Origin of the sequence: Eubacterium ramulus, from assembly GCF_045002895.1 — a bacterium.
Taxonomy (GTDB): Bacteria; Bacillota; Clostridia; order Lachnospirales; family Lachnospiraceae; genus Eubacterium_I; species Eubacterium_I ramulus.
Genome location: NZ_CP173382.1, coordinates 1762766 through 1787246, shown reverse-complemented (window position 1 = coordinate 1787246; position 24481 = coordinate 1762766). Strand labels below are relative to the sequence as shown.

The following is a 24481-nucleotide window of genomic DNA, read 5'->3' as shown; positions in this document are numbered from 1 at the left end:
AGAAGGGAAATCATTATTTTGTTTCCGCGGCTTACAATCGGCCGTTGAGAAAAATAATTGATTTCCCTTTTTTATGCCATGAAGATTTTATCCATGTATAAAACCATTACAGATAGAAACAATCGCAGAGCATTGTAATAAAAATGAATGAGATTGAACGGATTTACACTATTTGATCTTCTTTTGCAAAAAAAGTGAATGAAAGTGAATGAAAGTGAATGATTGTGAATATTGCATAAAAATAAAAAGTTTTTTTGTGAATTAAAATGATTGATTATGACTGAATGTGACGGTATAATACAGGCATAAAAGACATGGAGGTGCAAGATGGTTTACACAGTAACTTTTAATCCGTCACTGGATTATATCGTATCAGTAAATGATTTTCAGATGGGTATGACAAACCGGACATGTGCAGAGCAGATGCTCCCGGGCGGCAAGGGAATCAACGTGTCTACCGTACTTTATAATCTGGGAATTGAAACAAAAGCACTTGGTTTTTCAGCAGGTTTTACAGGTAAGGAGATTGAGCGCAGAATGGCAGAGATCGGCTTTACACATGATTTTATATCTTTACCGGAGGGGTGCTCAAGGATCAATGTCAAATTGAAGGATTTTGACGGAACAGAGATCAATGGTATGGGACCGGATATCAGTCCGGAGAATGTAGAATCTCTGATGCAGAAACTGGATACACTGACGTCAGAAGATTATCTGGTACTGGCAGGAAGCATTCCGGGAAGTATGCCGAAGATGATCTATCGTGACATTATGGCACGTCTGGCATCCAAAGGTGTACAGTTCGTGGTTGATGCTACCGGAGAACTTCTGATGAATGTACTGGAGTATCATCCGTTTTTGATCAAGCCGAATAATCATGAGCTTGGCGAGATTTTTGGTGTAGAGTTAAAGACAAGAGATGAGGTTCAGCCATACGCAAAGAAACTGCAGGAGATGGGAGCCAGAAATGTACTTGTATCTATGGCAGGACAGGGCGCAGTTCTTCTGGATGAAAACGGCGGATTCCATCAGCTTCCGGCACCGAAGGGAACATTGGTGAATGCAGTCGGCGCAGGTGATTCCATGGTGGCAGGATTTGTAGCCGGATGGATTGAAAAACAGGATTATGAACATGCCTTCCGCATGGGAATTTCCGCAGGAAGTGCAAGTGCATTTTCAGAACTACTTGCGACAGAAGCAGAAATCAGACAGGTTTATGCATCCATCGAGGCATAAGAAACAGTTGATAAGAAGATAAAACAAAACGGACAAAGGAAAGAGGAGGTAATGAGAGTATGAGAATTACAGACTTACTGGACAAAAGAAGTATTTCGCTGGATGCCGTTTGTGCATCAAAATCTGATGCGCTCGACCAGGCGGTTGCCCTGATGGTAAAAAGCGGCAAGATCAATGACGAGGAAGCGTATCGCAAACAGGTTTATCTGAGAGAGGAAGAGAGTACCACTGGTATTGGAGAGGGAATTGCAATTCCACATGGAAAATGTGATGCAGTTACAAAACCGGGACTTGCAGCTATGGTCATCAAAGATGGTGTTGATTTTGATTCTCTGGATGATGAGCCGGTCAATCTGCTGTTTCTGATCGCAGCACCAAATACCGAGGACAACATTCATCTGGATGTGCTCAGTAAACTTTCCATGTTATTAATGGATGAGAACTTTGTGGAGAAGCTGAAAAACGCATCTTCCGTAGATGAATTTTTAGAGATTGTAGATGCGGCAGATGAGGAAAAACCGGATCTGAACGATCAGCTGGCAGCTCAGACGGAGACAGAAGGTTCTGTGTGCAGAATTATTGCAGTTACTTCCTGTCCGACCGGTATTGCACATACTTATATGGCAGCGGAAGGTCTGGAAAAAGCAGCAAAATCTCATAATTGTTCTATTAAAGTAGAAACAAGAGGATCCGGCGGTGCAAAAAATGTGCTGACAGATGAGGAGATCGCAAATGCAGATTGCGTTATCGTAGCAGCAGATGCAAAGGTTCCGATGGATCGGTTTGATGGAAAGAAACTGATCGAGGTTCCGGTTTCTGACGGAATCAGTAAAGCAGATCAGCTGGTAGAACGTGCGATCAGCGGAGATGCACCAATCTATCACAGCAGTAATGCAGGCAGCCAGAGTACTGCTTCCAAGAAAACTTCCGGCGGAATTGGTCACAAATTGTATGTACATCTGATGAACGGTGTATCCCATATGCTTCCGTTTGTTGTCGGCGGTGGTATTCTGATCGCGATTGCATTCCTGATCGATGGAATGAACGTAGATATCAATTCACTCTCCGCAGATATGAGAGCAAACTTTGGTACGATCACACCAGTAGCAGCAGCATTTAAACAGATTGGTGGAATTGCTTTTGGACTGATGCTTCCGGTGCTGGCCGGATTTATCGCTATGAGTATCGGTGACAGACCTGCACTTGCAGTTGGTTTTGTTGGTGGTATGATTGCAGCAAACGGAAAATCCGGTTTCCTTGGTGCGTTGGCAGCCGGTTTCCTGGCAGGACTGATCATTTTATTACTGAAAAAAGTATTTTCAAGATTGCCGGATGCATTGGAAAAGATCACACCGGTATTGTTATACCCCGTATGTGGTATCCTGCTGATGGGACTGATCATGATGTTTGTCATCGAACCTCCGGTAGGAGCTTTGAATACAGCTTTAAATACAGCCTTGACCAATATGGGGGCTTCTAGTAAAATATTACTGGGAATCATATGTGCCGGAATGATGGCAATCGATATGGGTGGCCCATTCAATAAGGCAGCATATGTATTTGGTACCGCAGCAATCGTTGCCGGAAACTATGATATTATGGCAGCAGTTATGATCGGTGGTATGGTACCACCGTGTGCGATCGCTCTTGCTACTTTGCTCTTTAAGAACAAATTTACAAAAGAGGAACGCAAATCCGGACCGGTCAACTTTATTATGGGACTTGCATTTATCACAGAAGGTGCAATTCCATATGCAGCAGCAGACCCGATCCGCGTCCTGCCATCCTGTGTGGTTGGTTCAGCGGTAGCAGGTGCGTTATCTATGGCATTCGGATGTACACTGATGGCACCGCATGGTGGAATCTTTGTTGTACCGGTTATGGGCAATGCAGGTATGTATCTGGTGGCACTTGCAGTCGGAACCGTTATTTCCGCCGTTTTACTCGGTCTCTTGAAGAAAAAAGTAAATGAATAATTGATTGAAAAGGAGAACTTGAACATGAAAGAATTTAAGTACGTAATCACAGATGCACAGGGAATCCATGCTCGTCCGGCTTCTGAACTGGTAAAAGAGCTTAAAGGAGTTACTTCCGTTGTCAAACTTACAAAAGAAGGTAAAACGGTTGAGGCGAAGAAATTAATGGCTGTTATGAGCCTTGGTATTAAATGTGGACAGGAAGTTACTGTAACAGTAGAAGGCGAAGACGAAGACGCAGTAGCTGAGAAACTGGAAAATTTCTTCAAAACAAATCTGTAAGATAACAACTGAAAAAAGGTTTTGGAAAAGAATGCTCTGAATAAGTTATGATCATTTATAAAATGGTTGGTATTTTGAGCCAGAGAGGCTGTGTACGGTGGAAAACATCTGGCGTACACAGCTTTTTGTTTGATAGAAAATTACGGTGAATGATATAAATAAGGAAAGGAACAATGTGGTATGAACGTATATCAGGGAAAAAGTGTGTTTGGCGGTATTGCAATCGGACATTTATGTGTATACCAAAAAGGAGAGCAGCAGGTTACACGTCAGAAGATTGAGGACGTGGAAGCAGAAGTAAAACGGTTTCAGGTTGCCAGAGAAGCGGCTCAGGCACAACTTGGGGAGTTATACGACAAAGCTGTAAAAGAAGTAGGTGAAGCAAATGCCGCTATTTTTGAAATGCATCAGATGCTTTTGGAGGATGAGGATTATCAGGATTCGGTAGAAAATATCATCCGTACGCAGCAGGTGAATGCAGAGTATGCGACAGCTGTGACAAGCGATCATTTTTCTTCTATGTTTGCCGAGATGGATGATGATTATATGAAGGAGCGTGCGGCAGATATCCGTGATATCTCTGAACGTGTTATTGCAAACTTAAATGGTGAGAACAAAAGTAAAGTTGTGACAGATGAGCCGGTGATCATTCTGGCGGATGATCTGGCTCCGAGTGAGACAGTTCAGCTGGAGAAGGACAAAGTACTTTCTTTCGTAACTGTACATGGTTCTGTCAACTCCCATACAGCAATTCTTGCCCGCACCATGGGAATTCCGGCCCTGGTAAGTACAGAGATGGAACTTACACAGGATCTGGATGGGAAACTGGCTGTTGTAGACGGCAACCATGGAACCATCTATGTGGATCCGGATGCTGAGACCATGGAAAAAATGAAAACTCTGAAAAAAGAGGAGGAGGAGAAGAAAGAGCTTCTTCAGACTTTTAAAAATAAAGAGAGTATTACACTGGACGGCAAAAGAGTACTGACTTATGCAAATATCGGCAATGTCAAAGATCTGGCGTTGGTTCTTCAGAATGGTGCTGAGGGTATCGGACTGTTCCGCAGCGAGTTCTTATATCTGGAGTCCGAGACATATCCGACGGAAGAAGAACAGTTTGAAGTATACAAAAAAGTTGCTGAGACTATGGCAGGCAAACGTGTCATCATCCGTACCCTGGATATCGGTGCGGACAAACAGGCAGATTATTTTGAACTGGCAAAAGAAGAGAATCCGGCGATGGGTGTCCGTGCCATCCGCATCTGTCTGACCAGACCGGAAATCTTCAAAACACAGCTGCGTGCACTGTTCCGTGCAAGCGCTTATGGAAACATTGCAATCATGTATCCGATGATCACTTCTTTATCTGAAATTGCACAGATCAAAGAGATTGTGGAAGAGGTAAAAGCAGAACTGGATGCAGACGGCGTTCCGTATGGTACACCGGAGCAGGGTATTATGATCGAGACACCGGCAGCAGCAACTATCAGTGATCTGCTGGCAAAGGAAGTAGATTTCTTCAGTATCGGAACCAATGATCTGACGCAGTATACATTGGCGATTGACCGTCAGAACCAGTCTCTGGATGCATTTTTCGATGCACATCATATCGCAGTACTCCGAATGATCTATCAGACCGTACAGAATGCACATAAAGCAGGAATCTGGTGTGGTATCTGCGGAGAACTTGGTGCAGACAGCGATCTGACAGAGTTATTCCTGGCAATGGGTATTGATGAATTGTCAGTATCTCCGGGTCGTCTGCTGACGATCCGTCGTCTGATCTGCGAAACTGACAGCAGTGCAAATAAGGAAGAAATTCTGAAAAAATGGCTGTAGGGTAGCTACGGAGGTCCTGAAAGGACGTTTTGCGAATGGCACGCGTGAACAGTAACGCATAGCATGTATCTCGCAGCAAGAATTCCGAGGGCGTTCTTGCATTAGAAAAGTAACAGAAAAGAGGAATGATACTAGATGTTGACAGAAAAGAGGCAGGAGGAAATTCTGCGCCTGCTTACTTTGAAAGGCAGCGTGACTGTTCAGGAGCTGAAAGAATACTTCGATGCTTCGGAATCTACGATCCGGCGTGATTTGAACACACTGGATGAAAAAGGTGCGCTGGTGAAAGTATTTGGCGGAGCCATGCTGACAGAATCAAATCTTGCGACCAAAGATGAGCAGGTTTCTCAGCGTAAGGGAATGTATCAGGAAGAGAAGCAGAAGATTGGCAGATATGCTGCTTCCCTGATCGAACCCCATGATTTTGTATATGTGGATGCCGGAACGACGACTGCCTGCATGATACCATATATTACAGAAAAAACGGCAACTTTTGTAACAAATGCGGTTTCACACGCGCTGGAGCTTGCAGAAAGGGGATTCCATGTCATTATCCTTGGTGGTGAACTGAAGGCGGCAACGGAAGCGATTGTTGGAAATGAAGCCTGTTTAAGCCTTCAGAAGTTTAATTTTACAAAAAGTTTTATGGGAACCAACGGTGCATCTCCGACGATTGGTTTTACCACCCCGGAGATCAATGAAGCCAAAATCAAGGAATGTGCCATGGTGCACAGTCTGAAATCTTATGTGCTGTGTGACAGCACGAAGTTTCACCAGGTCAATCCGGTCCGGTTCGCAACATTTGAGTCTGCCCAGATTCTGACAGAACAAATCCCGGATGCAGTATTAAAAGGACATAACAATATCATTGTGGTGCCGTAACAGGAGCATGAATTAAAACAAAAATAACTCCGACATAGGATTGTTGGAGTTATTTTTGTTTTTGTTCTTTAAATGAAACACCTTAATTCCTATTGACATTAGGGGAATACTATGATAAGATATCCGCGAATTGAGAAAACAATAGTTGAGATACAAATACTAAACTAGAAAGTGTGAGGGACTATGAACGTATATTTTGATAATGCGGCAACGACAAAAATGAGCCAGGTTGCATTGGACGCTATGATTCCATGCCTGGAAACTGTATATGCAAACGCATCAAGTCTTCATACTCCGGGTCAGAAATCCAAGGAGGTACTGGAGAAAGCAAGAGAGGAGATCGCAGCCTGTATCGGGGCACAGCCGAATGAAATATATTTTACTTCCGGTGGAAGTGAGGCAGACAATCAGGCTATCGTATCTGCAGCAAAATGGGGTGCACGCAGAAATAAAAAACATATTATTTCCACAACGTTTGAGCATCATGCCGTACTTCATACATTGCAGAAACTGGAAAAAGAAGGTTACGAAGTAACATATCTGGATGTCCATGAAAATGGTATCGTTCAGCCGGAAGAAGTTGCGGCAGCCATTCGCCCGGATACCTGTCTTGTAACAATCATGTATGCAAATAATGAGATTGGAAGCATCCAGCCAATTGCTGAAATCGGTGCAGTCTGTAAAGAAAAAGGGGTCTATTTCCACACAGATGCTGTACAGGCAGTTGGACATCTTTCAATTAATGTGAAAGAGCAGAATATCGATATGATGTCTGCATCCGCACATAAATTCCATGGACCAAAAGGAGTGGGCTTCCTGTATGCAAGAAAAGGGATCCTGCTTTCTAACATCATTGAGGGTGGTGCACAGGAGCGTGGCAAACGTGCCGGTACAGAAAATATTCCTGCAATTGTAGGTATGGCTGCAGCATTGAAAAATGTTCTGGCTCATCAGGAAGAGAACGCAGCAAAAATGACAGCTTTACGTGACCGTCTGATCGATGGATTGCTGACGATTCCGCACTCCAAATTAAACGGAGACCGTACAAAACGTCTCCCGGGTAACGTAAACTTCTGTTTCGAAGGCATTGAGGGCGAATCCCTGTTACTGATGCTTGATATGAAAGGTATCGCAGCATCTTCCGGTTCTGCATGTACATCCGGTTCCTTAGATCCGTCTCATGTACTTCTTGCAATCGGACTGCCACACGAAGTAGCACACGGTTCCCTTCGTTTATCCCTGTCTGAGTATAATACACAGGAAGAAGTGGATTATGTATTAGAAGAATTACCAAAGATCGTAACTTATTTAAGAAATATGTCACCGGTTTGGGATGAATTGGAAAAAGGAGAGAAAAAACATGTTATATAGTGAAAAAGTAATGGATCATTTTCAGAATCCGAGAAACGTAGGTAAAATGGAAGATGCTGACGGAGTCGGCGAAGTAGGAAATGCAAAATGTGGTGATATCATGAGAATGTATATCAAAGTCAATCCGGAAGATCAGACAATTTCAGATGTAAAATTCAATACATTTGGATGTGGCTCTGCCATTGCAACAAGTTCTATGGCTACTGAGATGATCAAAGGTAAAAAAATCGACGAAGCGCTGGAACTGTCCAACCGTGCAGTAGTAGAGGCACTTGACGGACTTCCACCGGCAAAAATCCACTGTTCCGTACTTGCTGAGGAAGCAGTAAAAGCAGCAGTAAAAGATTACTATGATAAAAACGGCATTGCATACGATCATGAAAAATTCCAGTCTGTAGACTGTGCACACTGCCACGAATAAAGCACCATTCCTTAAATGAATAAATACTTGTGAGCGAAAGAAAAGCGTCCTTTGTAGGGCGCTTTTCTTTATGGTATACTATCTGTAATTATTGAAAAATGCAAATTGGCATAAAAACGAAATAAAAGTTTTACTTATAATTTACGGTAATATGCTTTGTTTTTTACGATGACATGCTAGGATTTCAATATCAAAAGAAAAGAGTTTTTGATGTTAAGAAAGAGGGCATGACATGATGGAAAAGATTTATGCATATTCAAATAAAGCAGGAAGACATACAGTAAATTCAGGTAAATATTTATATCTGTTTTTGCGTACGGTAGTTGTAGCGGCAATTTCACTGGCAGCAGTGATGATCTTGAATCTGTTTGTTACGATTCCGGGAATGACGCATCTGGTATTTTTAATGTTGGTTTGTGGCTGGATTACACTTGTATATGGATTTTTCGGTGGCATCTTAACATTGATGCGCCGATAAAGAATACAGTGGGTACCAAGATGATTTGGGCTATTACGGGTATAGGATCATTGAAATCTGTTGAAAATCTGATATAAAATCAGTATCATCAAAAAGATAAAAATGGCATATCCAAGCAAATAGCCGGGATTTCCAATTTGATCGGCAAGAACTTTCAGTGGCGTATTGGCTGGTGGATAGTTGATAAACATGTAGTTACTGTCAAATTTTTTATTAAAGAGATAAACGGGTGGCACAATGCAACAAAGGAATAGTACCGGCTGCCAGATGTGTTTGGTTCTGGGACGAACGTTTCCGCTGACAAAAAGCAGCCATGGATAAAGGATGATCAGAGCGTGATATATAAAACCGTGGATTGTCATATAATGAAAAGCCGGATATACACTCCACACCGGAAATAAAATTCCTAGAACGGCGCCAGGCATAAAAAGGCACAGTGCAATTTCTGCCAGTGAGTCACAGTGACCGGTGCGCAGAATGCGCATTTGCAAAAACAGGTAAAAAAATGTGGCCAGATCACAGAGATGGAACGGGAGCATTCTTGCATTCATATGTCCGGTGACAGCCAAAATAGCATCCTGCGTAAATGTGCAGCACAAGGCCAGAAGCACAAAAGCGTTTAGCATTTGCAGGCGTTTGTTTTTGGCAAGACGCAGGTATACTTTGCACAGGAGGAAAATACTCATGGCAATGCCTGCAATCCATATAAAATGAACACCGCCAAAAAGTGGAAAACCGGAATTTTCAGGCAGAGCGTCCTGATAAGTGAAAAAATAACCATACATAAAAAGAACCTTCATTCATACAATTGATAAAAGGAAAAACCGTGGAAACGATGTTAATGTACAATCTTTGGTTTTTCCTTATGTATGAAACGAGGTTCTTTTTTTGTAAATTATAAGTCATTGTGAGTGGTCTGATAAGTTTTTAACCGTTCTAACATGGTTCTTAACACATCTTCCGATGCTGCAAAGGAGAAGCGGATGCAGACACAGTCTTCTTCTCCGTAGGCAATTCCCGGAACACCGGCAATTTTTGCTTTATCAAGGAGATCATTGCAGAGTGTTTCACTGTCCATATCGGTATCAAATTTTACCCAGGCATAAAAAGCTCCGGCAGGAGTCAGAAGTTCCACTCCTGGGATCTCGTGGATTCCTTTGACCAGGAGATTCTTGCGCTTTTCGTATGCCTGACGCATCTGTTCTGTTTTTTCCACACAGTCCATGGCAGTCAGTGCACCTCTCTGCAAAAAGCCGCTGGTGCAGCTGATGGAATGCTGGAACAGCTTCAGGACAACCTGATACATCGCAGTATTGCAGGCAAGATAGCCCAGACGCCATCCGGTCATGGCACTGCATTTGGAAAAACCATTGACGATGACAACTCGATCGAAAAATTCCGGAATAGAAGCAAGGCTGATAATCTGCTTCTGATCATATACGATTTTCTCATAAATTTCATCGGATAAAACATAAATGTTCGGATGCTTGCGCAAAAAGACGGTCAATGCCTGAATATCTGCTTCTGTCAGAATCTGTCCGGTGGGGTTGTTCGGATAATTGATGATCAGAAGTTTGGTTTTATCCGATACGGCAGCCTCCAGCGCTTCTGCTGTAATGCGGTAGTTTTCTTCATATTTTAAATGGACCGCCACAGGAATACCACCACTGGCTTCCACGATGGACGGGTAAGAAACCCAGCCGGGTGTGAGCCAGATAGCTTCATCTCCGGGATTGATCAGTGCACGGATGGTCAGGTACACAGCATATTTTGCCCCCGGTGTGATCAAAATATTCTCCGGCTGAAAAGGAGCATGATTTTCCTCCTGTAATTTACGGGCAATGCGGGCACGCAGCTGTGCATCTCCGCGACTGTCGGAGTAGTGTGTATGTCCGGCAGCAAGTTCCGCCACAACAGTATCACAGATGGCTTTCGGTGTTGGAAAATCCGGTTCACCGCCGGTCAGATTTAATATTTCAGGATCAATTTTCTGTAATTCTTTTGTTTTTGTCAGCAAAGTAACGGATTTTGATGGTTCCACGTTGCTGATCTGTCTGTTAAATTCCATAATTCATTCCTCCAAAATGCGGGAAAATTTGCCAGTTTAGCTTTTTAATGTGTAAAAGCACACTTTCCTGTATTTTACCTCAATTCCAGGTTAATAACAATCGGAAAGATGAGAATTATCTGGATTTTTTTACAGAAAACGATATAATAAATACATATGGGCTTATAAAAGTGTAAAGTGCAGTGATTCTGAGCGGAGAATGTTCTGCAAAACAGAAACTTTTATAAGTTATGAGAGAAAATGGAAATGAGGATTGTAAAAATGGATAAGATTGGTTATATGGGAATTCCGGGAAGCTTTTCAGAAGTAGCAGCAAATGAACTGTTGGCACAGGCAGGCATGACAGAGACAGAACTTGTGCCTCTGGTATGTGCAAAAAATATTCTGGAAGCAATGCAGAAGGGTGAGGTTCAATATGGTGTACTGGGTGTGGAGAATTCTACAGCCGGTCCGGTGGGAGAGTTTGTACATACTTTTGAAAATATTTCTTATGAAAAACTTGCTGTGTATGTGCTGCCGATCCATCATTGTCTGTTTAAAAAGCTGGGAGTGGATGCGGCAGCTTTGCAGGAAGTGGCTTCTCATCCGCAGGCTCTGCGTCAGACGATCAATACCCGTAAGGAAAAGTTTCCTGATTTGAAAGAACTCGAGATTGAAGATACTGCTATTGGAGCAGAGTGGCTGGCAAAAGGAATATTGCCGGAAACAACGGCTGCCATTTGCAGCGCACGTGCAGGGAAACTGTGGGATCTGGAGATGATTGCAGAAAATATCGAGGACAGTTCCGAGAACCGCACGACTTTTTGGCTGCTGAAACTTGCGTAGCAGATCATCAGGATGAAATGTGTAAATTGCGTGAAAAAAACATAAATTACAAATAAAATGTCTAACTTTGAAAAAAGTAAAAAAACTTGTTGACTTTCGGCTTGTTATGGGTGTATACTAACGAAGTCGACAGGGCGAACAGATAAAGGTTCACCGGTCAACAAAATGGGATCTTAGCTCAGCTGGGAGAGCATCTGCCTTACAAGCAGAGGGTCACAGGTTCGAGCCCTGTAGGTCCCATTTAATATGGCGAGATAGCTCAGTTGGCTAGAGCATGCGGTTCATACCCGCAGTGTCGAGGGTTCGAATCCCCCTCTCGCTATTAGAAGCCTGTAAGAGTTTTCTTGCAGGCTTTTTGTTTAAAGCAGACGAGGTATAATTATGGATCGTTATTTGGAAAACATTGAACATAAAGCGGCAGTACTTTGTGATGCACTGCCGTATATCAGAGATTTTGTAAACAAGATCATTGTCGTAGAATATGATTGCGGAGAGTGGCTTTCCGGTGTGGAAGAAAAGAAACTGATGAAGGACATTGTTCTGCTGAAGAGTATTGGTGTCATTCCGATCGTGGTACACCGGACGCCGATGGGCGTGGATAAATTTCGTGAGAACAAGCGGATCGCAAAGATGCTGGAACTTTGTGGTACCAAGGCATTGGGAATCTGTGGTGTAGATGTGGAGACACTTCATATGACCATTTCAAATGATTATATACCGGTCATCGTGCCGAATGATATCGACAATGAGATGGAATACATTGATCCAAAAGATACGGCATTGGAAATTGCGGTAAAGATGCAGGCAGACAAGCTGATCTATCTGTCCCGTTATCCGGGGATTTATACAGATGAGACTCGTAGTGATGTATATCCGCGCATTACATCTGAGGAAGTGGAAGAATTGAAGAAAACACGTCATTTTCCAGAAGATTTCATGGATTATCTGAATCATTGCATGGATGCGGTACATCAGGGAGTAAACAGAGCACATATCCTGGATGGAAGGATTGAACATGTACTTCCAATCGAGTTCTTTAGTATTGACGGTGCAGGAACAGTCGTCATCCGGGATGAGCGGACCTTATACCAGCACGAATTATAAAACCTGAGGGGATCTGGAGAATTTTCAGGCAGGTATCATAAAAACCGGAGTATTTTTTTCAATCAGCGCTTGCTGGCTGAGAAAAATACTCCGGTTTTCTCTTTTTGAACGCAGAATAAGCAAGTATCGAAAGCGGATTGCGAATGTCCGCTTTGCTCGGATTTGTCAGAAACTATGTCATATATTGTGCCAGATAGGAAGCCAGAAATTCCATATGCTGTTTCCTTGCATCCTCAAAGTCGGAATATTTCTGCATTTCCGGCAGAGACTCCTGCAAATCTTCCGCGCGTGTAGAGAGCAAATAGGATTTTATGATCAGCTGATCGATCTGGTGACGTCTGGAATCATCCCCGGGTGTGGTGTGGATACCGATTTCTGCCAGTTGTTCCCGCAGAGTGCGGAGCAGTTCAAAGAGATATTGCATCTGTTTCTGGAGCCGGACCGGGAAAATATACCGGTTGGAGAGCAGAGCAATCCCGCCGCCAAGTAATGTGTAGATCAGCCGTTGTGTCAATACGACAGGTATATTGCTGTCGATGGACTGCAGTGCGAGGGCAGAACATGTAATGAAAGCAACTGTGGGACCATATCCGTCCGCCGCATAGATTAAAAAGTTCGCTGCTGTCATAATTACAACTCTGGAAGTGAAATCCGGGAAGATTGTAAAAAGGATGAAGCTAAGGACAATGCCTGCCATCGTTCCAAATACTCGTTGTCGTACCCGTTGCATGGTATATTCCGTAAATGGTATCATCATAAAAAATACGGAGATGACCAGCCAGTAGATATTGTTTGTCTGCCACAGGTAGGCAAGTACCAGACAGGGAGTCAGCACAATGACCTGACGCAGTGCAAATCGAAACCGCAGATTACGGATATCAGGTTTGCGGATGCGGAAATTCAGCCGCCGGTAATCGGTGGCAGGTTCAATTTCCTGGAACTGCGCATAAAATTTTTCATAAATACCCCGTGCCGTCTGTTGGTTGTTATCCTCCTGTGCGTGATCCGTCAGATAGTTTATAATCTGGAATACAAGGACAAAGCGGCAGTACCAGTTGGTTTTTCCTTTCAAACGCAGGGTAGCACGGTTGGCAGAATAAATTTCGCGGCTGATGTGCTGATTGATCGTGCAGAGCTTTTTGTGAAGTTCCGGAACCTGTTCGGATGTTTCGTTTTGAGCAGAATGGGAATCTGCAGTTATGCATCCGGTCTGTGTCAGGAGTTCCTTACATACATCAAATCCATCAGAAATCAGAGCCTTTAACCGGTTTTGTACGGTTGTATTCAAAGAAAGAAACCAGGCAAATAAAAATACGATGCCAAAACTTGCCAGAAGAGCCAACAGACGGTTTCCAAGGTCAGATACTGTATGCACCGGTGCAATCTGGAAAAAAATCAGTGCCATTCCTGCCGGAAAATAATTGTTTGGATTGTATTCATCAATGAGCAGACAGGCGATCCAGAACAGTGCAATGGCATTGACAATGATGCACAGTGGCAGATTCAGTACAGCCAGAAAGGAAAGTACAGCCATGATCATATACACGGAAAAATTCCGGATCAGACATTCGTAGTGGTTGCACATATTCCTGCAGCGCAGGAAGGACAGCGTGGCAAATGGTCCGATCATGGTGTTTTCCATGCCGAAAAAGAAATATGTAATAAAAAATATCAGGGTGGCAACAATGGTCGGAGCGACAGCACCCTGCAACATTTTTTTCTGTTTATCTGATAATTTCAAAAAATCACCTCTGAATATACGATTATTATGGTTCACGCGCATCATTCCTCATTATGCAGGCATGCTTGAATGTACATGAGGAATGAACTGTAACCTTGAAATTTATATTAATTTATATTAACAAAGAAAAAAACGGGAAGTCAATGGAAATTTTTCGGGAAGTGTGATAAACTAAATACCAAATAGGCTCTTGGGGCAAATAGAAGAGAAAAGAGGTGCAGATACAGTTATGAGAATCGGAATGGGTTATGATGTGCATAAACTGACGGAAGACCGCAAGCTGATCCTTGGAGGTGTGGAGATACCACATACGTTGGGACTTCTTGGACACTCAGATGCGGATGTGCTTCTGCATGCAGTCATGGATGCGCTGCTGGGCGCAGCGGCTTTGGGAGATATTGGCAAGCATTTTCCGGATACGGATGAAAAATATCGTGGCATTTCCAGTCTGAAGCTGCTCGAGCATGTGGGAAATCTGTTGGAGCAGGAGCATTATATTATCGAAAATATCGATGCAACGGTAATCGCTCAGAAACCGAAACTTCGTCCTTATATTGAAGAGATGGAGCAGAATATTGCGGATACCCTTCATCTTGCAAAAAATCAGGTGAATGTTAAGGCTACCACGGAAGAGCATCTGGGATTTACCGGACGGGAAGAAGGTATTTCCGCAAATGCAGTCTGCATGTTGTCAACGATTTATGAAAACAGTGTGGCTGTGGGTGACAGTGAAGGTGGATGCACGGGCTGTGCGGGATGTCATTGAGGATGATAAATCTGACCTTTACATGTCTGGCAGAAGAAGCACTTTGTTAAAAAATTGGTCTGACCATGGAGGTAGAAAGATGTTAAAGTTTGAAGAAATTATCAGTAAATTTCAGATTGAAGGAGAGATCACGGATGTGAAACCTCTGGGTCATGGAACCGTGAACCACACATATGAGATTGTCTGCGGCGGAGAGCATTATGTCCTTCAGGAGATGAACCATATCGTGTTCAAATATCCTACAGAGGTGATGAATAATCTGTTCCTTGTCACAGAATATCTGCATGAGGTAATCGAGCAGGAAGGACGGGATCCGCAGCTGGAAGGACTGACATTTATCCGGACGAAGGCAGGCAATCAGCTTCTGCAGACGGAAAACGGCAGTTATTTCCGTTTATACCGGATGATCTGCTGTGGTGAGGAAATGGAAAAACCGACGACACCGGAGCAGGCATATGAGGCTGCCAATGCGGTCGGCGTGTTTCATCGGAGACTGCGTGATTTTGACAGCAGTCAGCTCGGAGTTACGGTGCCGAAGCTGCATGATATGAAGAATGCGATGCGTCAGCTGCTGGATGCAGTCCGTGCGGATATTTGCTTTCGTACTTCAGACTGTCAGGAGCAGATTCAGTTTGTGCTGGATCGTTCCAAAAAGCTGAATGAGATTCAGGAAGCTATTGAGTCAAAGCAGATTCCAAAACGTGTCACACACAATGATACACGATACAGTAATGTGCTGATCGACAGTGATAGTAAGAAAGCAATTTGCCTGATCGATCTGGATACTGTGATGCCGGGAGCATCCATACTGGATTTCGGAGATGCGGTGCGCGCCGGTGCAGCGACATTTACGGAAGATGAAAAATTTGGCAATATTGAGCTTGATATGGAGCTTTTCCGGGGCTATGTGCAGGGCTACTGCCATGAGATGGGACGGATCCTGACAGCAAAAGAAAAAGAATTGATGGTGTATGCGGTATGGCTGATGACTATGGAAAGTGGTATTCATTTTCTGACGGATTATCTCAGCGGTGACCGGAATATGACCAATTTTTCCGATGAACGCCAGAACCTGTACCGTGCCGTGAATCAGTTTTTTCTGGTGCTGGATATTGAAGAAAAGAAAGAGCAGATGGACGAAATCGTGGCAGCTGTTCTGATGAAGAAATAAGGAAATCGTCTGTGGGTTACAGGCAATTGAAAATAATTTTTAAATAAGTGCACGGGAGGTGCACATATTTAAGAAACAGAATTGAGAAAGGAGAGCGGGGTGACCTGCTTAAATGGAATGAAACTTTACAATACACTGACAAAACAGAAAGAAGAATTTGTACCTTTACATGAAGGAAAAGTAAGTATGTATGTATGCGGACCTACCGTATATAACTTTATCCATATTGGAAATGCCCGTCCGATGATTGTATTTGACACTGTGCGCAGATATATGGAATACAAAGGATACGAAGTAAATTATGTGTCTAACTTTACGGATGTGGATGACAAGATCATCAAAAAAGCCATGGAAGAGGGCCGTACAGCCGAGGAGGTGTCCCAACAGTACATCGAAGAGTGCAAAAAAGATATGCACGATATGAATGTAAAACCGGCAACCACACATCCGTTGGCTACGCAGGAAATCCAGGGTATGCTGGATATGATCAGTACATTGATCGAGAAAGGATATGCATATGCGGCAGCGGATGGAACCGTATATTACCGTACCAGAAAGTTCAAAGATTACGGAAAACTTTCCCATAAGAACATAGATGATCTGGAAGCAGGACACAGAAGTATCAAAGTGACCGGTGATCTGAAAGAAGATCCGCTGGATTTTGTGCTCTGGAAACCGAAAAAAGACGGTGAACCGTACTGGGAGTCTCCGTGGTGCCAGGGTCGTCCGGGCTGGCATATTGAGTGTTCTGTCATGTCAAAAAAATATCTTGGTGATGAGATTGACATTCATGCAGGCGGCGAGGATCTGATTTTCCCGCATCATGAAAACGAGATCGCACAGAGTGAGGCAGCCAACGGTGTACCGTTTGCGAAATACTGGCTGCACAATGCATTTTTGAATATTGATAACAAGAAAATGTCCAAATCTCTCGGCAACTTCTTTACGGTAAGAGAAATCGGTGAGAAATATGACCTTCAGGTATTGCGTTTCTTTATGCTTTCCGCTCATTACAGAAGTCCGTTAAATTTCAGCGCAGATCTGATGGAAGCAGCAAAGAGCGGTCTGGAGCGCATTGTGACAGCGGCAGAGAACCTGCAGAGATTGTCCGGAAGCACAGCCGGTGAACTGTCAGAAGCAGAGAAAGATCTGCTGAATCAGTCTCATGCTTATCAGGAAAAATTTGAGGCTGCCATGGATGACGATTTCAACACAGCGGATGCAGTATCTGCAGTATTTGAGTATGTTAAATTCTGCAATACTAATGTTTCCGGCGAGAACAGCAAGGCATACATTGATGCATTATATGCCAAATTAAAAGAACTGTGCGATGTGCTGGGAATCATTGTGGAGAAAGAAGCAGAGATTCTGGACGCAGATATTGAGAAACTTATTAAAGAACGTCAGGATGCAAGAAAAGAGAAAAACTTTGCCCGTGCGGACGAAATCCGTGATGAACTGGCTGCAATGGGAATTATTCTGAAGGATACAAGAGAAGGAGTTACATGGAAAAGAGCGTAGATACTGCAGCATTGCCAATTTTCAGTGCAATCCGTGAAACATTTGATATTCGAAAAGGAGATATCCGGACATACTCGCCGCTGACACTGGCTTATATCGGAGACGGTATTTATGATCTGGTCATCCGTTCCATGATTGTTGCACAGGGTAATACGAAAGCCAGCCAGCTTCACAATCATACAAGCCATCTGGTGAAGGCACATTCCCAGTCCGCCATGATGGAATATCTGCTTCCGGTGCTGTCCGAAGAGGAAGAAGCGGTCTACAAGCGTGGCCGGAATGCGAAGTCTCCAACTATGGCGAAAAATGCAAGTATGAGTGATTACCGACGGGCTACAGGATTTGAGGCTCTGATGGGATATCTGTATCTGGCGGATCGGTTTGACCGGATTCTGGAACTGACCGTTCTGGGACTGGACGGTTTGGGTAAAGAAGAAAAAACACACCGTTCATGATCTGTACAGGTCAAAAGAAGCGTCTGAGTGCTTAAATAAAAAATAAGAAATAACCAGGAGAACATACATGAGATATGAAGAATTAACCATCGAGGGCAGAAATGCGGTTCTGGAAGCATTTCGTTCCGGCAAGACGATTGACAAGGTATTTGTGCTGGAGGGCTGTCAGGATGGTCCGATCAAAACAATTTTGCGAGAGGCAAAGAAACATGGTACTATGGTAAAATTTGTTTCCAAAGACCGTCTTGATAATATGTCTGAAACAAAGAAACATCAGGGGGTTATCGCTTATGCGGCAGCATACAATTATGCAACTGTGGAGGATATTCTGGCAAAAGCTGAGGAAAACGGAGAGCCGCCATTTATCTTTCTGTTAGATGGAATTGAAGATCCGCATAATTTGGGAGCTATCATCCGTACTGCTAACCTGGCGGGGGCACACGGTGTCATCATTCCGAAAAACCGTGCCGTTGGTTTGACTGCTACGGTGGCAAAGACTTCCGCGGGAGCCTTAAACTATACACCGGTGGCGAAAGTGACAAATCTGAGTGCCACCATGAAGGAATTGAAAAAACAGGGGCTGTGGTTTGTATGTGCAGATATGGACGGTGAAGTGATGTACCGTCAGAATCTAACCGGACCGATCGGTCTGGTCATCGGAAACGAAGGTGATGGTGTCAGTAAGTTAGTAAGAGAAAACTGTGATTTTACGGCATCCATTCCGATGAAAGGGGATATTGATTCCCTGAACGCTTCTGTGGCAGCAGGAGTTCTGGCTTATGAGATCGTGCGCCAGCGCCTGCAGAAAAAATAACAAGAACGGAATCATAAGATATGAAAAGACAGTATGATGCCTTTACGGACGAAGAACTGATTGAACAACTGCGGGACGGAGATTCCGCTGTGATGGATTTTCTGATGGAAAAATATAAATACTTCGTCCGTAAAAAGGCAAATGCTGTCTTTTTACTTGGCGGGGATACTGATGATCTGGTGCAGGAAGGAATGATCGGCCTGTTTAAAGCAGTGCGGGATTTTGACAGCAAAAAAAGCAGTTTTTTTCATTTTGCAGAACTGTGCATCAGCAGGCAGATTTATCATGCAATTGAAGCTGCAGGGCGAAAGAAGCATGTTCCTCTGAATGCATATGTATCGCTGTCCGGGTCCGATATGGATTCGGAAACAGTACCTCTGGAGGACAGTCTGAATAGTCCTCAGGATAATCCGGAACAGATGCTTATTGATCAGGAAACGGTGGCTGCATTTCTTCAGGACATTCATGAAACATTGAGCCCTATGGAAAATAAGGTACTGGATGCATATCTGGATGGATGGAATTACCGGCAGATTGCCCGGAAGATGGGAAAGACGGAGAAATCCATTGATAATGCACTGCAACGGATCAAGACGAAAATCCTGAAGCTCAGATGCCATAAGTAAAAGTGAACGGATCCCGCTTCCTTTTAACGCAGAATAAGCATTCCCCCGCGTCAAGTGCGTAGAGAACGAAATGGTGGGAGGATGCTTATTCTGACCAGAATCACGCACCAGGTCTTAGGTGCGTTCGACTTGAATTTATAGCAGGTCACGGTAGACACGTAAGGTGTTTTTATAACAGATTTTTTCAATCTGAGTCGGCGTCAAGCCGGCTTTTTTCATTGTGTGGACCAGTTTTGGCATAACACTGCAGTCGGACAGATCGTGATAGCGTGTAATGCCATCAAAGTCAGAACCAAGCGCAACAAAATCTTCTCCGCCAAGATTCATCAGATATTTTATATGTACCACAGCCTGATCCAGATAGTTCTGGGAGACATCCGGTTTTCCGAGAAATTCTTTGCAGAAATTAATACCGGTGATTCCGCCGCGTTCTGCCAGCCGGCGAACCATGTCATCTGTAAGATTTCTTACTGCAGGGCAGACACTGCGGGCATTGGAATGGCTTGCCACGAAAGGTTTTGTGGTGTGCTCCAGTACATCATAAAAACCGGCATCAGAAAGGTGAGAGACATCAATGATCATGCCAAGACGTTCCATTTCTTCCAGAAAGACAATCCCCTGTTCTTTCAGACCTTTGTTCTGGCTCAGGCAGTATCTGTCGGAAGAAGCAGACGCTTTCTTATCCAGTCTGACATTTGGAAAACCGAGAGAGTTTTCATAGTTCCAGGTGAGTGTCATCATACGCATGCCGAGTTTGTATAAGAAATCAAGAAAATCCGGATTCCCCATTGTAATCTCGCCTTCTTCGCCGGTGAGTAGAGCAGACATGACACCATCTGCCTGGTTTTGCTCGATGTCAGCGTAAGAACGGACCGGACGGATCAGATCAGCATGTTTTTCCATTTCAGATTCAAAAAGCAGAATCATTTCCAGCGCTTCCGGTAGCGGTGAGTCGGTTTCACCGAGATTTACAAAGATGGCGAAGTTCTGGAGCAGATAGTCTCCCGCCTGCATTTTAGATAATGAAATCTGAGTATCAGAGTTCTCAAAATCAAAGTTTTTGCCCTGACGTTTTGCAGAAAGCAGGGCAGACAACGTATCACAGTGCATATCAACAATTTTCATAGTAAATGTCCCCTTTTTTGTTTGTGTATCCTTATAATTTTTTGATGAAAGAGTTTGCGGATATATTATTTTTGAAATGACTATATATATTATACCTCAAATGGTGTAAAATGGAACACAGGATGAAGAAATGGAGAAGATAAATTTATGGATGACAAAAGATTTTTTTCAAGGGTAGGGTTCAGCTATTTTATGATGGTAGTTCTGACGGTTGCTGTTCAGTTTCTGTTGTCACTGCTGGTGTCTCTGATTGCGCCGCAGGCAGCCGGTCTTCCGGTTACAAGCTGGCTGCTGGCTATGGTACCGCTGTATCTGGTGGCAATCCCGGTATGTGCAAAGATGATGCAGGCGCTGCCGAACATGCAGCTTTACCGGAATGAGATGCGGCCGGGACAGTGGATCCGGACATTGTGTATCTGTATTTTTGTGATGTATGTGGGAAATATCATTGGAAATGCAGTGAGTGCACTTATTGCGCAGGGGACCGGACTGGATCTGTCCTTTGAACTGGAAGAACTGCTGTCCCAGGGAAGCCCGTGGTTTACCTTACTTTTTTCTGTTGTTCTGGCACCGGTGATGGAAGAACTGATTTTTCGTAAGGTACTGATAGACCGTACCATTGTATATGGAGATAAAGCAGCAGTTGTGTTATCCGGTCTGCTTTTTGGTGTGTTTCACGGGAATTTTCATCAGTTTTTCTATGCTTTCGGACTGGGATGCATATTTGCTTATGTATATATCCGCACCGGAAAGCTGAAATATACGATTTCGTTGCATATGACAGTGAATATGCTGGGTGGTTTTCTGTCTTCCTTGTTGTTGCAACAGCTGAATTACAGTGCCTGGGATACTTCAGATCCGTATGCTTATATCGATATGATGTTCAATCATGCGGGGGCTGTTCTGGGACTGGTTATACTGGAAATCAGTATGATCATCATGGGCATTGCCGGATTGATTTTCTTTGCCGTGTCTGTGAAAAAACTGGAATGGCGTTCCGGTGAGTACGAAAGGCCATTCCATGAGATGGCGGGAGCCATGTTTGGCAATCCGGGCATGATTTTGTTTCTTCTGTCCGGCGTGTGCCTGTTTGTGCTGGATATGCTGTAAAGCAGACGATGATTCAAGTCGAACGGTCTGATTACAGCTCCATCATGCCGGACATGATGCAACCGCCGGTGGCACCTGCCGATTGCAGTTCCTGCCATTGAACCGGATCAAATTTAATACCACCGATGCCGTAGACCGGCACGGATACAGACTTGCACACTTCCTGCAGAAAATGCAGACCACGGGGTGCAAGTCCTTTTTTACAGTCTGTCACATAAATGTGTCCTGCAGTGAGATAGGTAACACCCAAATGTTCTGCTTCCCGGGCTTCTGCCACGGAATGGACGGAAGTACCAAGAACCGTGAAGGAAGCAAACTCCGGAGAAGACAAAATCTCTTTTTCAGAGAGCCTCCGCAGCAGAGGAAGGGGCAGATGGATGGATGTGCAGCCAAGTGCAATCGCTTCCTTCCAGAACGTATGGAGAATACAAGGAACATCATATTTGTGACAGATGTCCAACACCTGTGCAGCAAGTGCCAGATAACTCTCTGCCTCCAGATCTTTTTCCCGCAGAATCAGACCTTTTGGATGAGTCTGGCAGATGCGGGTAATCTGTTCCGGATACGGATGTACGGACAGATGCCGGTTTGTCACAGCCAGAAGAGATACTGTATTACACATAGATATAGTCACTCATAACCGGCTGCAGATGATGTTCAAGTAAAGCCTGGTAGATTTCATCCACAGAGCGGCCGTCTGCAATTTCAAACTGATCGTCGCCCTTATCCTCGATATCTTCCACATGGCTGCCGATACCGGTGCTGACACCGGCTGAAATCTTGGTGGCTGCGATATCTACCAGGTGATCCCGGACACGCTCACACTCCCGGGTGGAGACGGTAATGCTGGCATAAGGCATGAACAGCCGGTAGGCACAGACGACCTGCAATAACTGCCGTTCATGGACATCCATAGGATTGATGCGGTCATTGTTGATGATCGGACGCAACCGTGGACAGGAAAAAGCAATCTCAGCATGCGGATATTTCCGCTGCAGCAGATAAGCATGGTAACCGGTGGCAAATGCGTCTTTGCGAAAATCGTCCAGTCCAAGCAGTGCGGCAAATCCGACTCCGCGCATGCCGCCCATCAGAGCGCGCTCCTGGGCATTGATACGATATGGGAAAATACGTTTATGACCGGCCAGATGCAGCGTTTCGTATTTGTCAGAATTATAAGTTTCCTGAAAAACGGTTACATAATCTGCGCCGCAGGCATGCAGATAGGCATACTGATCAGAATTTACCGGATAGATTTCGAGACCGATGACACGGAAATATTTTTTTGCGATCTTGCATGCTTCACCTATATATTCCACGGTGGACATGGTCGGACTTTCTCCGGTAAGAATCAGAATTTCCTGCAGACCGGTGGCGGCGATGGCGGCCATTTCTTTGTCGATCTCTTCCGGTGTCAGGCGGGCACGGTGGATCTTATTGTGACAGTTGAAACCGCAGTAAATGCAGTAATTTTCACAGTAGTTGGCAATATAGATCGGTGTGAACATATAGACACTGTTGCCAAAATGTGCCTTTGTCTCCTTTCGGGCAGCCTGGGCGATTTCTTCCAGAAACGGCAGTGCAGCAGGAGAGAGCAGTGCCTGAAAATCCTGCGGTGTGCGCTCTGTATGCGCCAGAGCACGTTTTACATCTGCTGCAGTAAACTGCTGATAGTCGTAGCTGTTCATGGCATCGATCACCTGATCCATGATATCGGAGCCGATGTTCTGCATATCTGGCAGATAAGTCATGTGATCAATACGGTTTTTCTTCTGATCTTCTAAAATCTCTTCACTTAAAATGCTTTCATTGATATGTTTATTTTCCATAGGTTGCGCCTCCTAGTCCTGTAAAAATCCGGTCAGTGGGGAAGAAGCACTGGCACCGTGTTCAATGGTGCGTCCAAGTCCGGACAGATATGCACTTCGTCCTGCTTCAATGGCTTTTTTGAAAGCTTCAGCCATCAGCGGCACATTGCCGGCAGTGGCCACAGCAGTATTTGCCATAACGGCGGCAGCACCCATTTCCATGGCATCACAGGCCTGAGACGGGCGTCCGATGCCGGCGTCTACAATGATTGGAAGATCAATTTCGTCAATGAGTATCTGAATAAAGTCACGGGTGCTAAGACCTTTGTTGGAACCGATCGGGGAGCCGAGGGGCATGATGCATGCTGCTCCGGCATCTGCCAGTGCACGGGCAGCATTCAGGTCCGGGTACATGTATGGCATGACAACAAAGCCTTCTTTTGCAAGGATTTCTGTAGCTTTGATGGTTTCATAATTATCCGGCAGCAGGTATTTGGAGTCGTGAACAACTTCGATCTTTACAAAATCACCACAGCCGAGTTCCCGGGAGAGACGGGCAATACGCACAGCTTCTTCGGCGTTTCTGGCACCGGAAGTATTTGGCAGCAGTGTGACATTGTCCGGAATATAATCCAGAATATTTGCAAGTCCGCCTTCATTGGCCCGGCGCAGAGCCAGAGTGATGATCTGTGCCCCTGCTTTTTCTACACAGGCTTTTACTAGCTCCAGAGAAAATTTTCCGGAACCGAGAATAAAGCGAGAGGTGAATTCATGTCCTCCAAGTATAAATTTATCTTCGATTGTATTTGTATTCATGATTACGATACCTTTCTTTTTACTAAATGTTTGCGTTATTATCACG

The 24481-nt window shown here is 44.3% G+C and carries 24 protein-coding genes and 2 tRNA genes; 19 read left to right on the top strand and 7 right to left on the bottom strand.

The features are described from left to right. Positions 1-327 precede the first annotated feature (327 nt). The 8 genes from pfkB to ACIRUQ_RS08535 all read left to right on the top strand — a co-directional run bounded on the left by pfkB (position 328) and on the right by ACIRUQ_RS08535 (position 8485). Positions 328-1236 carry a 1-phosphofructokinase gene (gene pfkB / locus ACIRUQ_RS08570; protein WP_021739223.1) on the top strand — a complete coding sequence of 303 codons (909 nt, stop codon included), beginning with the start codon at positions 328-330 and terminating at the stop codon, positions 1234-1236. 59 nt (positions 1237-1295) lie between these two features. Then, entirely contained in the window at positions 1296-3212 is a 1917-nt protein-coding gene (locus ACIRUQ_RS08565) for a fructose-specific PTS transporter subunit EIIC (RefSeq protein ID WP_055289533.1), read from the top strand. Between the two features lie 24 nt (positions 3213-3236). Next, positions 3237-3494 carry an HPr family phosphocarrier protein gene (locus ACIRUQ_RS08560; protein ID WP_021739221.1) on the top strand — a complete coding sequence of 86 codons (258 nt, stop codon included), beginning with the start codon at positions 3237-3239 and terminating at the stop codon, positions 3492-3494. Between the two features lie 180 nt (positions 3495-3674). After that, positions 3675-5333 carry a phosphoenolpyruvate--protein phosphotransferase gene (gene ptsP, locus ACIRUQ_RS08555; RefSeq protein ID WP_021739220.1) on the top strand — a complete coding sequence of 553 codons (1659 nt, stop codon included), beginning with the start codon at positions 3675-3677 and terminating at the stop codon, positions 5331-5333. Between the two features lie 135 nt (positions 5334-5468). Then, positions 5469-6215 carry a DeoR/GlpR family DNA-binding transcription regulator gene (locus tag ACIRUQ_RS08550; RefSeq protein WP_021739219.1) on the top strand — a complete coding sequence of 249 codons (747 nt, stop codon included), beginning with the start codon at positions 5469-5471 and terminating at the stop codon, positions 6213-6215. 183 nt (positions 6216-6398) lie between these two features. Beyond that, on the top strand, positions 6399-7586 hold the full coding sequence (gene nifS / locus ACIRUQ_RS08545; RefSeq protein ID WP_021739218.1) for a cysteine desulfurase NifS: 1188 nt from the start codon (positions 6399-6401) through the stop codon (positions 7584-7586). After that, positions 7576-8007 carry a Fe-S cluster assembly scaffold protein NifU gene (gene nifU, locus ACIRUQ_RS08540; protein WP_022035438.1) on the top strand — a complete coding sequence of 144 codons (432 nt, stop codon included), beginning with the start codon at positions 7576-7578 and terminating at the stop codon, positions 8005-8007. The genes nifS and nifU overlap by 11 nt, the downstream gene beginning before the upstream one ends. Positions 8008-8239: 232 nt before the next feature. Next, on the top strand, positions 8240-8485 hold the full coding sequence (locus ACIRUQ_RS08535; protein ID WP_021739216.1) for a hypothetical protein: 246 nt from the start codon (positions 8240-8242) through the stop codon (positions 8483-8485). 47 nt (positions 8486-8532) lie between these two features. Here the strand turns inward: ACIRUQ_RS08535 and ACIRUQ_RS08530 are convergent, their stop codons facing one another. Both ACIRUQ_RS08530 and ACIRUQ_RS08525 read right to left on the bottom strand, forming a co-directional pair. Beyond that, complete coding sequence (locus ACIRUQ_RS08530; RefSeq protein WP_044963479.1) at positions 8533-9270, bottom strand: YwaF family protein; 738 nt, start codon at positions 9268-9270, stop codon at positions 8533-8535. A 110-nt stretch (positions 9271-9380) separates the two neighbouring features. Further along, positions 9381-10553: a pyridoxal phosphate-dependent aminotransferase gene (locus tag ACIRUQ_RS08525; protein ID WP_021739214.1), complete on the bottom strand. Its 1173-nt coding sequence runs from the start codon at positions 10551-10553 to the stop codon at positions 9381-9383. Positions 10554-10799: 246 nt separating this feature from the next. Between ACIRUQ_RS08525 and ACIRUQ_RS08520 the strand changes: the two genes are divergently transcribed. The 4 genes from ACIRUQ_RS08520 to ACIRUQ_RS08505 all read left to right on the top strand — a co-directional run bounded on the left by ACIRUQ_RS08520 (position 10800) and on the right by ACIRUQ_RS08505 (position 12482). Further along, complete coding sequence (locus ACIRUQ_RS08520; RefSeq protein ID WP_172679874.1) at positions 10800-11378, top strand: prephenate dehydratase domain-containing protein; 579 nt, start codon at positions 10800-10802, stop codon at positions 11376-11378. 167 nt (positions 11379-11545) lie between these two features. Continuing rightward, a tRNA-Val gene (locus tag ACIRUQ_RS08515) sits at positions 11546-11618 on the top strand. Positions 11619-11626: 8 nt separating this feature from the next. Then, positions 11627-11700: transfer RNA gene (locus tag ACIRUQ_RS08510), tRNA-Met, on the top strand. 59 nt (positions 11701-11759) lie between these two features. Beyond that, positions 11760-12482 carry a hypothetical protein gene (locus tag ACIRUQ_RS08505; protein WP_021739211.1) on the top strand — a complete coding sequence of 241 codons (723 nt, stop codon included), beginning with the start codon at positions 11760-11762 and terminating at the stop codon, positions 12480-12482. 172 nt (positions 12483-12654) lie between these two features. On the opposite strand, the gene ACIRUQ_RS08500 is transcribed toward ACIRUQ_RS08505, so the two are convergent. Then, positions 12655-14223 (bottom strand): FUSC family protein, encoded by a 1569-nt coding sequence (locus ACIRUQ_RS08500; RefSeq protein ID WP_172679875.1) that lies wholly within the window; start codon positions 14221-14223, stop codon positions 12655-12657. A gap of 229 nt (positions 14224-14452) precedes the next feature. Between ACIRUQ_RS08500 and ispF the strand changes: the two genes are divergently transcribed. From ispF to sigH, 6 genes are all read left to right on the top strand, one after another. Further along, a complete protein-coding gene (gene ispF, locus ACIRUQ_RS08495) occupies positions 14453-14989 on the top strand; it encodes a 2-C-methyl-D-erythritol 2,4-cyclodiphosphate synthase (RefSeq protein ID WP_055289539.1) in 537 nt (178 codons plus the stop codon). Positions 14990-15068: 79 nt separating this feature from the next. Continuing rightward, positions 15069-16160 carry a phosphotransferase enzyme family protein gene (locus ACIRUQ_RS08490; RefSeq protein ID WP_044963474.1) on the top strand — a complete coding sequence of 364 codons (1092 nt, stop codon included), beginning with the start codon at positions 15069-15071 and terminating at the stop codon, positions 16158-16160. A gap of 117 nt (positions 16161-16277) precedes the next feature. After that, a complete protein-coding gene (cysS, locus tag ACIRUQ_RS08485; RefSeq protein WP_021739207.1) occupies positions 16278-17681 on the top strand; it encodes a cysteine--tRNA ligase in 1404 nt (467 codons plus the stop codon). Continuing rightward, positions 17666-18136: a Mini-ribonuclease 3 gene (locus tag ACIRUQ_RS08480; protein WP_021739206.1), complete on the top strand. Its 471-nt coding sequence runs from the start codon at positions 17666-17668 to the stop codon at positions 18134-18136. Before cysS ends, ACIRUQ_RS08480 begins: the two co-directional genes overlap by 16 nt. A gap of 67 nt (positions 18137-18203) precedes the next feature. Continuing rightward, positions 18204-18950, top strand: coding sequence for a 23S rRNA (guanosine(2251)-2'-O)-methyltransferase RlmB (rlmB, locus tag ACIRUQ_RS08475; protein WP_021739205.1), 747 nt, complete (start codon positions 18204-18206; stop codon positions 18948-18950). 20 nt (positions 18951-18970) lie between these two features. After that, entirely contained in the window at positions 18971-19576 is a 606-nt protein-coding gene (gene sigH / locus ACIRUQ_RS08470) for an RNA polymerase sporulation sigma factor SigH (protein WP_055289542.1), read from the top strand. Between the two features lie 135 nt (positions 19577-19711). On the opposite strand, the gene ACIRUQ_RS08465 is transcribed toward sigH, so the two are convergent. After that, on the bottom strand, positions 19712-20701 hold the full coding sequence (locus tag ACIRUQ_RS08465) for a dipeptidase (RefSeq protein ID WP_055289544.1): 990 nt from the start codon (positions 20699-20701) through the stop codon (positions 19712-19714). A 147-nt stretch (positions 20702-20848) separates the two neighbouring features. Here ACIRUQ_RS08465 and ACIRUQ_RS08460 point away from each other — a divergent pair, with 147 nt between their 5' ends. After that, positions 20849-21811, top strand: a complete 963-nt coding sequence (locus tag ACIRUQ_RS08460; RefSeq protein ID WP_055289546.1) for a CPBP family intramembrane glutamic endopeptidase — start codon at positions 20849-20851, stop codon at positions 21809-21811. Positions 21812-21842: 31 nt separating this feature from the next. Here the strand turns inward: ACIRUQ_RS08460 and ACIRUQ_RS08455 are convergent, their stop codons facing one another. From ACIRUQ_RS08455 to ACIRUQ_RS08445, 3 genes are read right to left on the bottom strand one after another with little or no spacing between them, the layout of a single operon-like run. After that, positions 21843-22433, bottom strand: a complete 591-nt coding sequence (locus tag ACIRUQ_RS08455) for a thiamine phosphate synthase (RefSeq protein WP_055289548.1) — start codon at positions 22431-22433, stop codon at positions 21843-21845. Then, positions 22426-23640, bottom strand: a complete 1215-nt coding sequence (gene thiH, locus ACIRUQ_RS08450; protein WP_021739200.1) for a 2-iminoacetate synthase ThiH — start codon at positions 23638-23640, stop codon at positions 22426-22428. Before thiH ends, ACIRUQ_RS08455 begins: the two co-directional genes overlap by 8 nt. 12 nt (positions 23641-23652) lie before the next feature. Further along, positions 23653-24435 (bottom strand): thiazole synthase, encoded by a 783-nt coding sequence (locus ACIRUQ_RS08445; RefSeq protein ID WP_022036642.1) that lies wholly within the window; start codon positions 24433-24435, stop codon positions 23653-23655. Positions 24436-24481 lie beyond the last annotated feature (46 nt).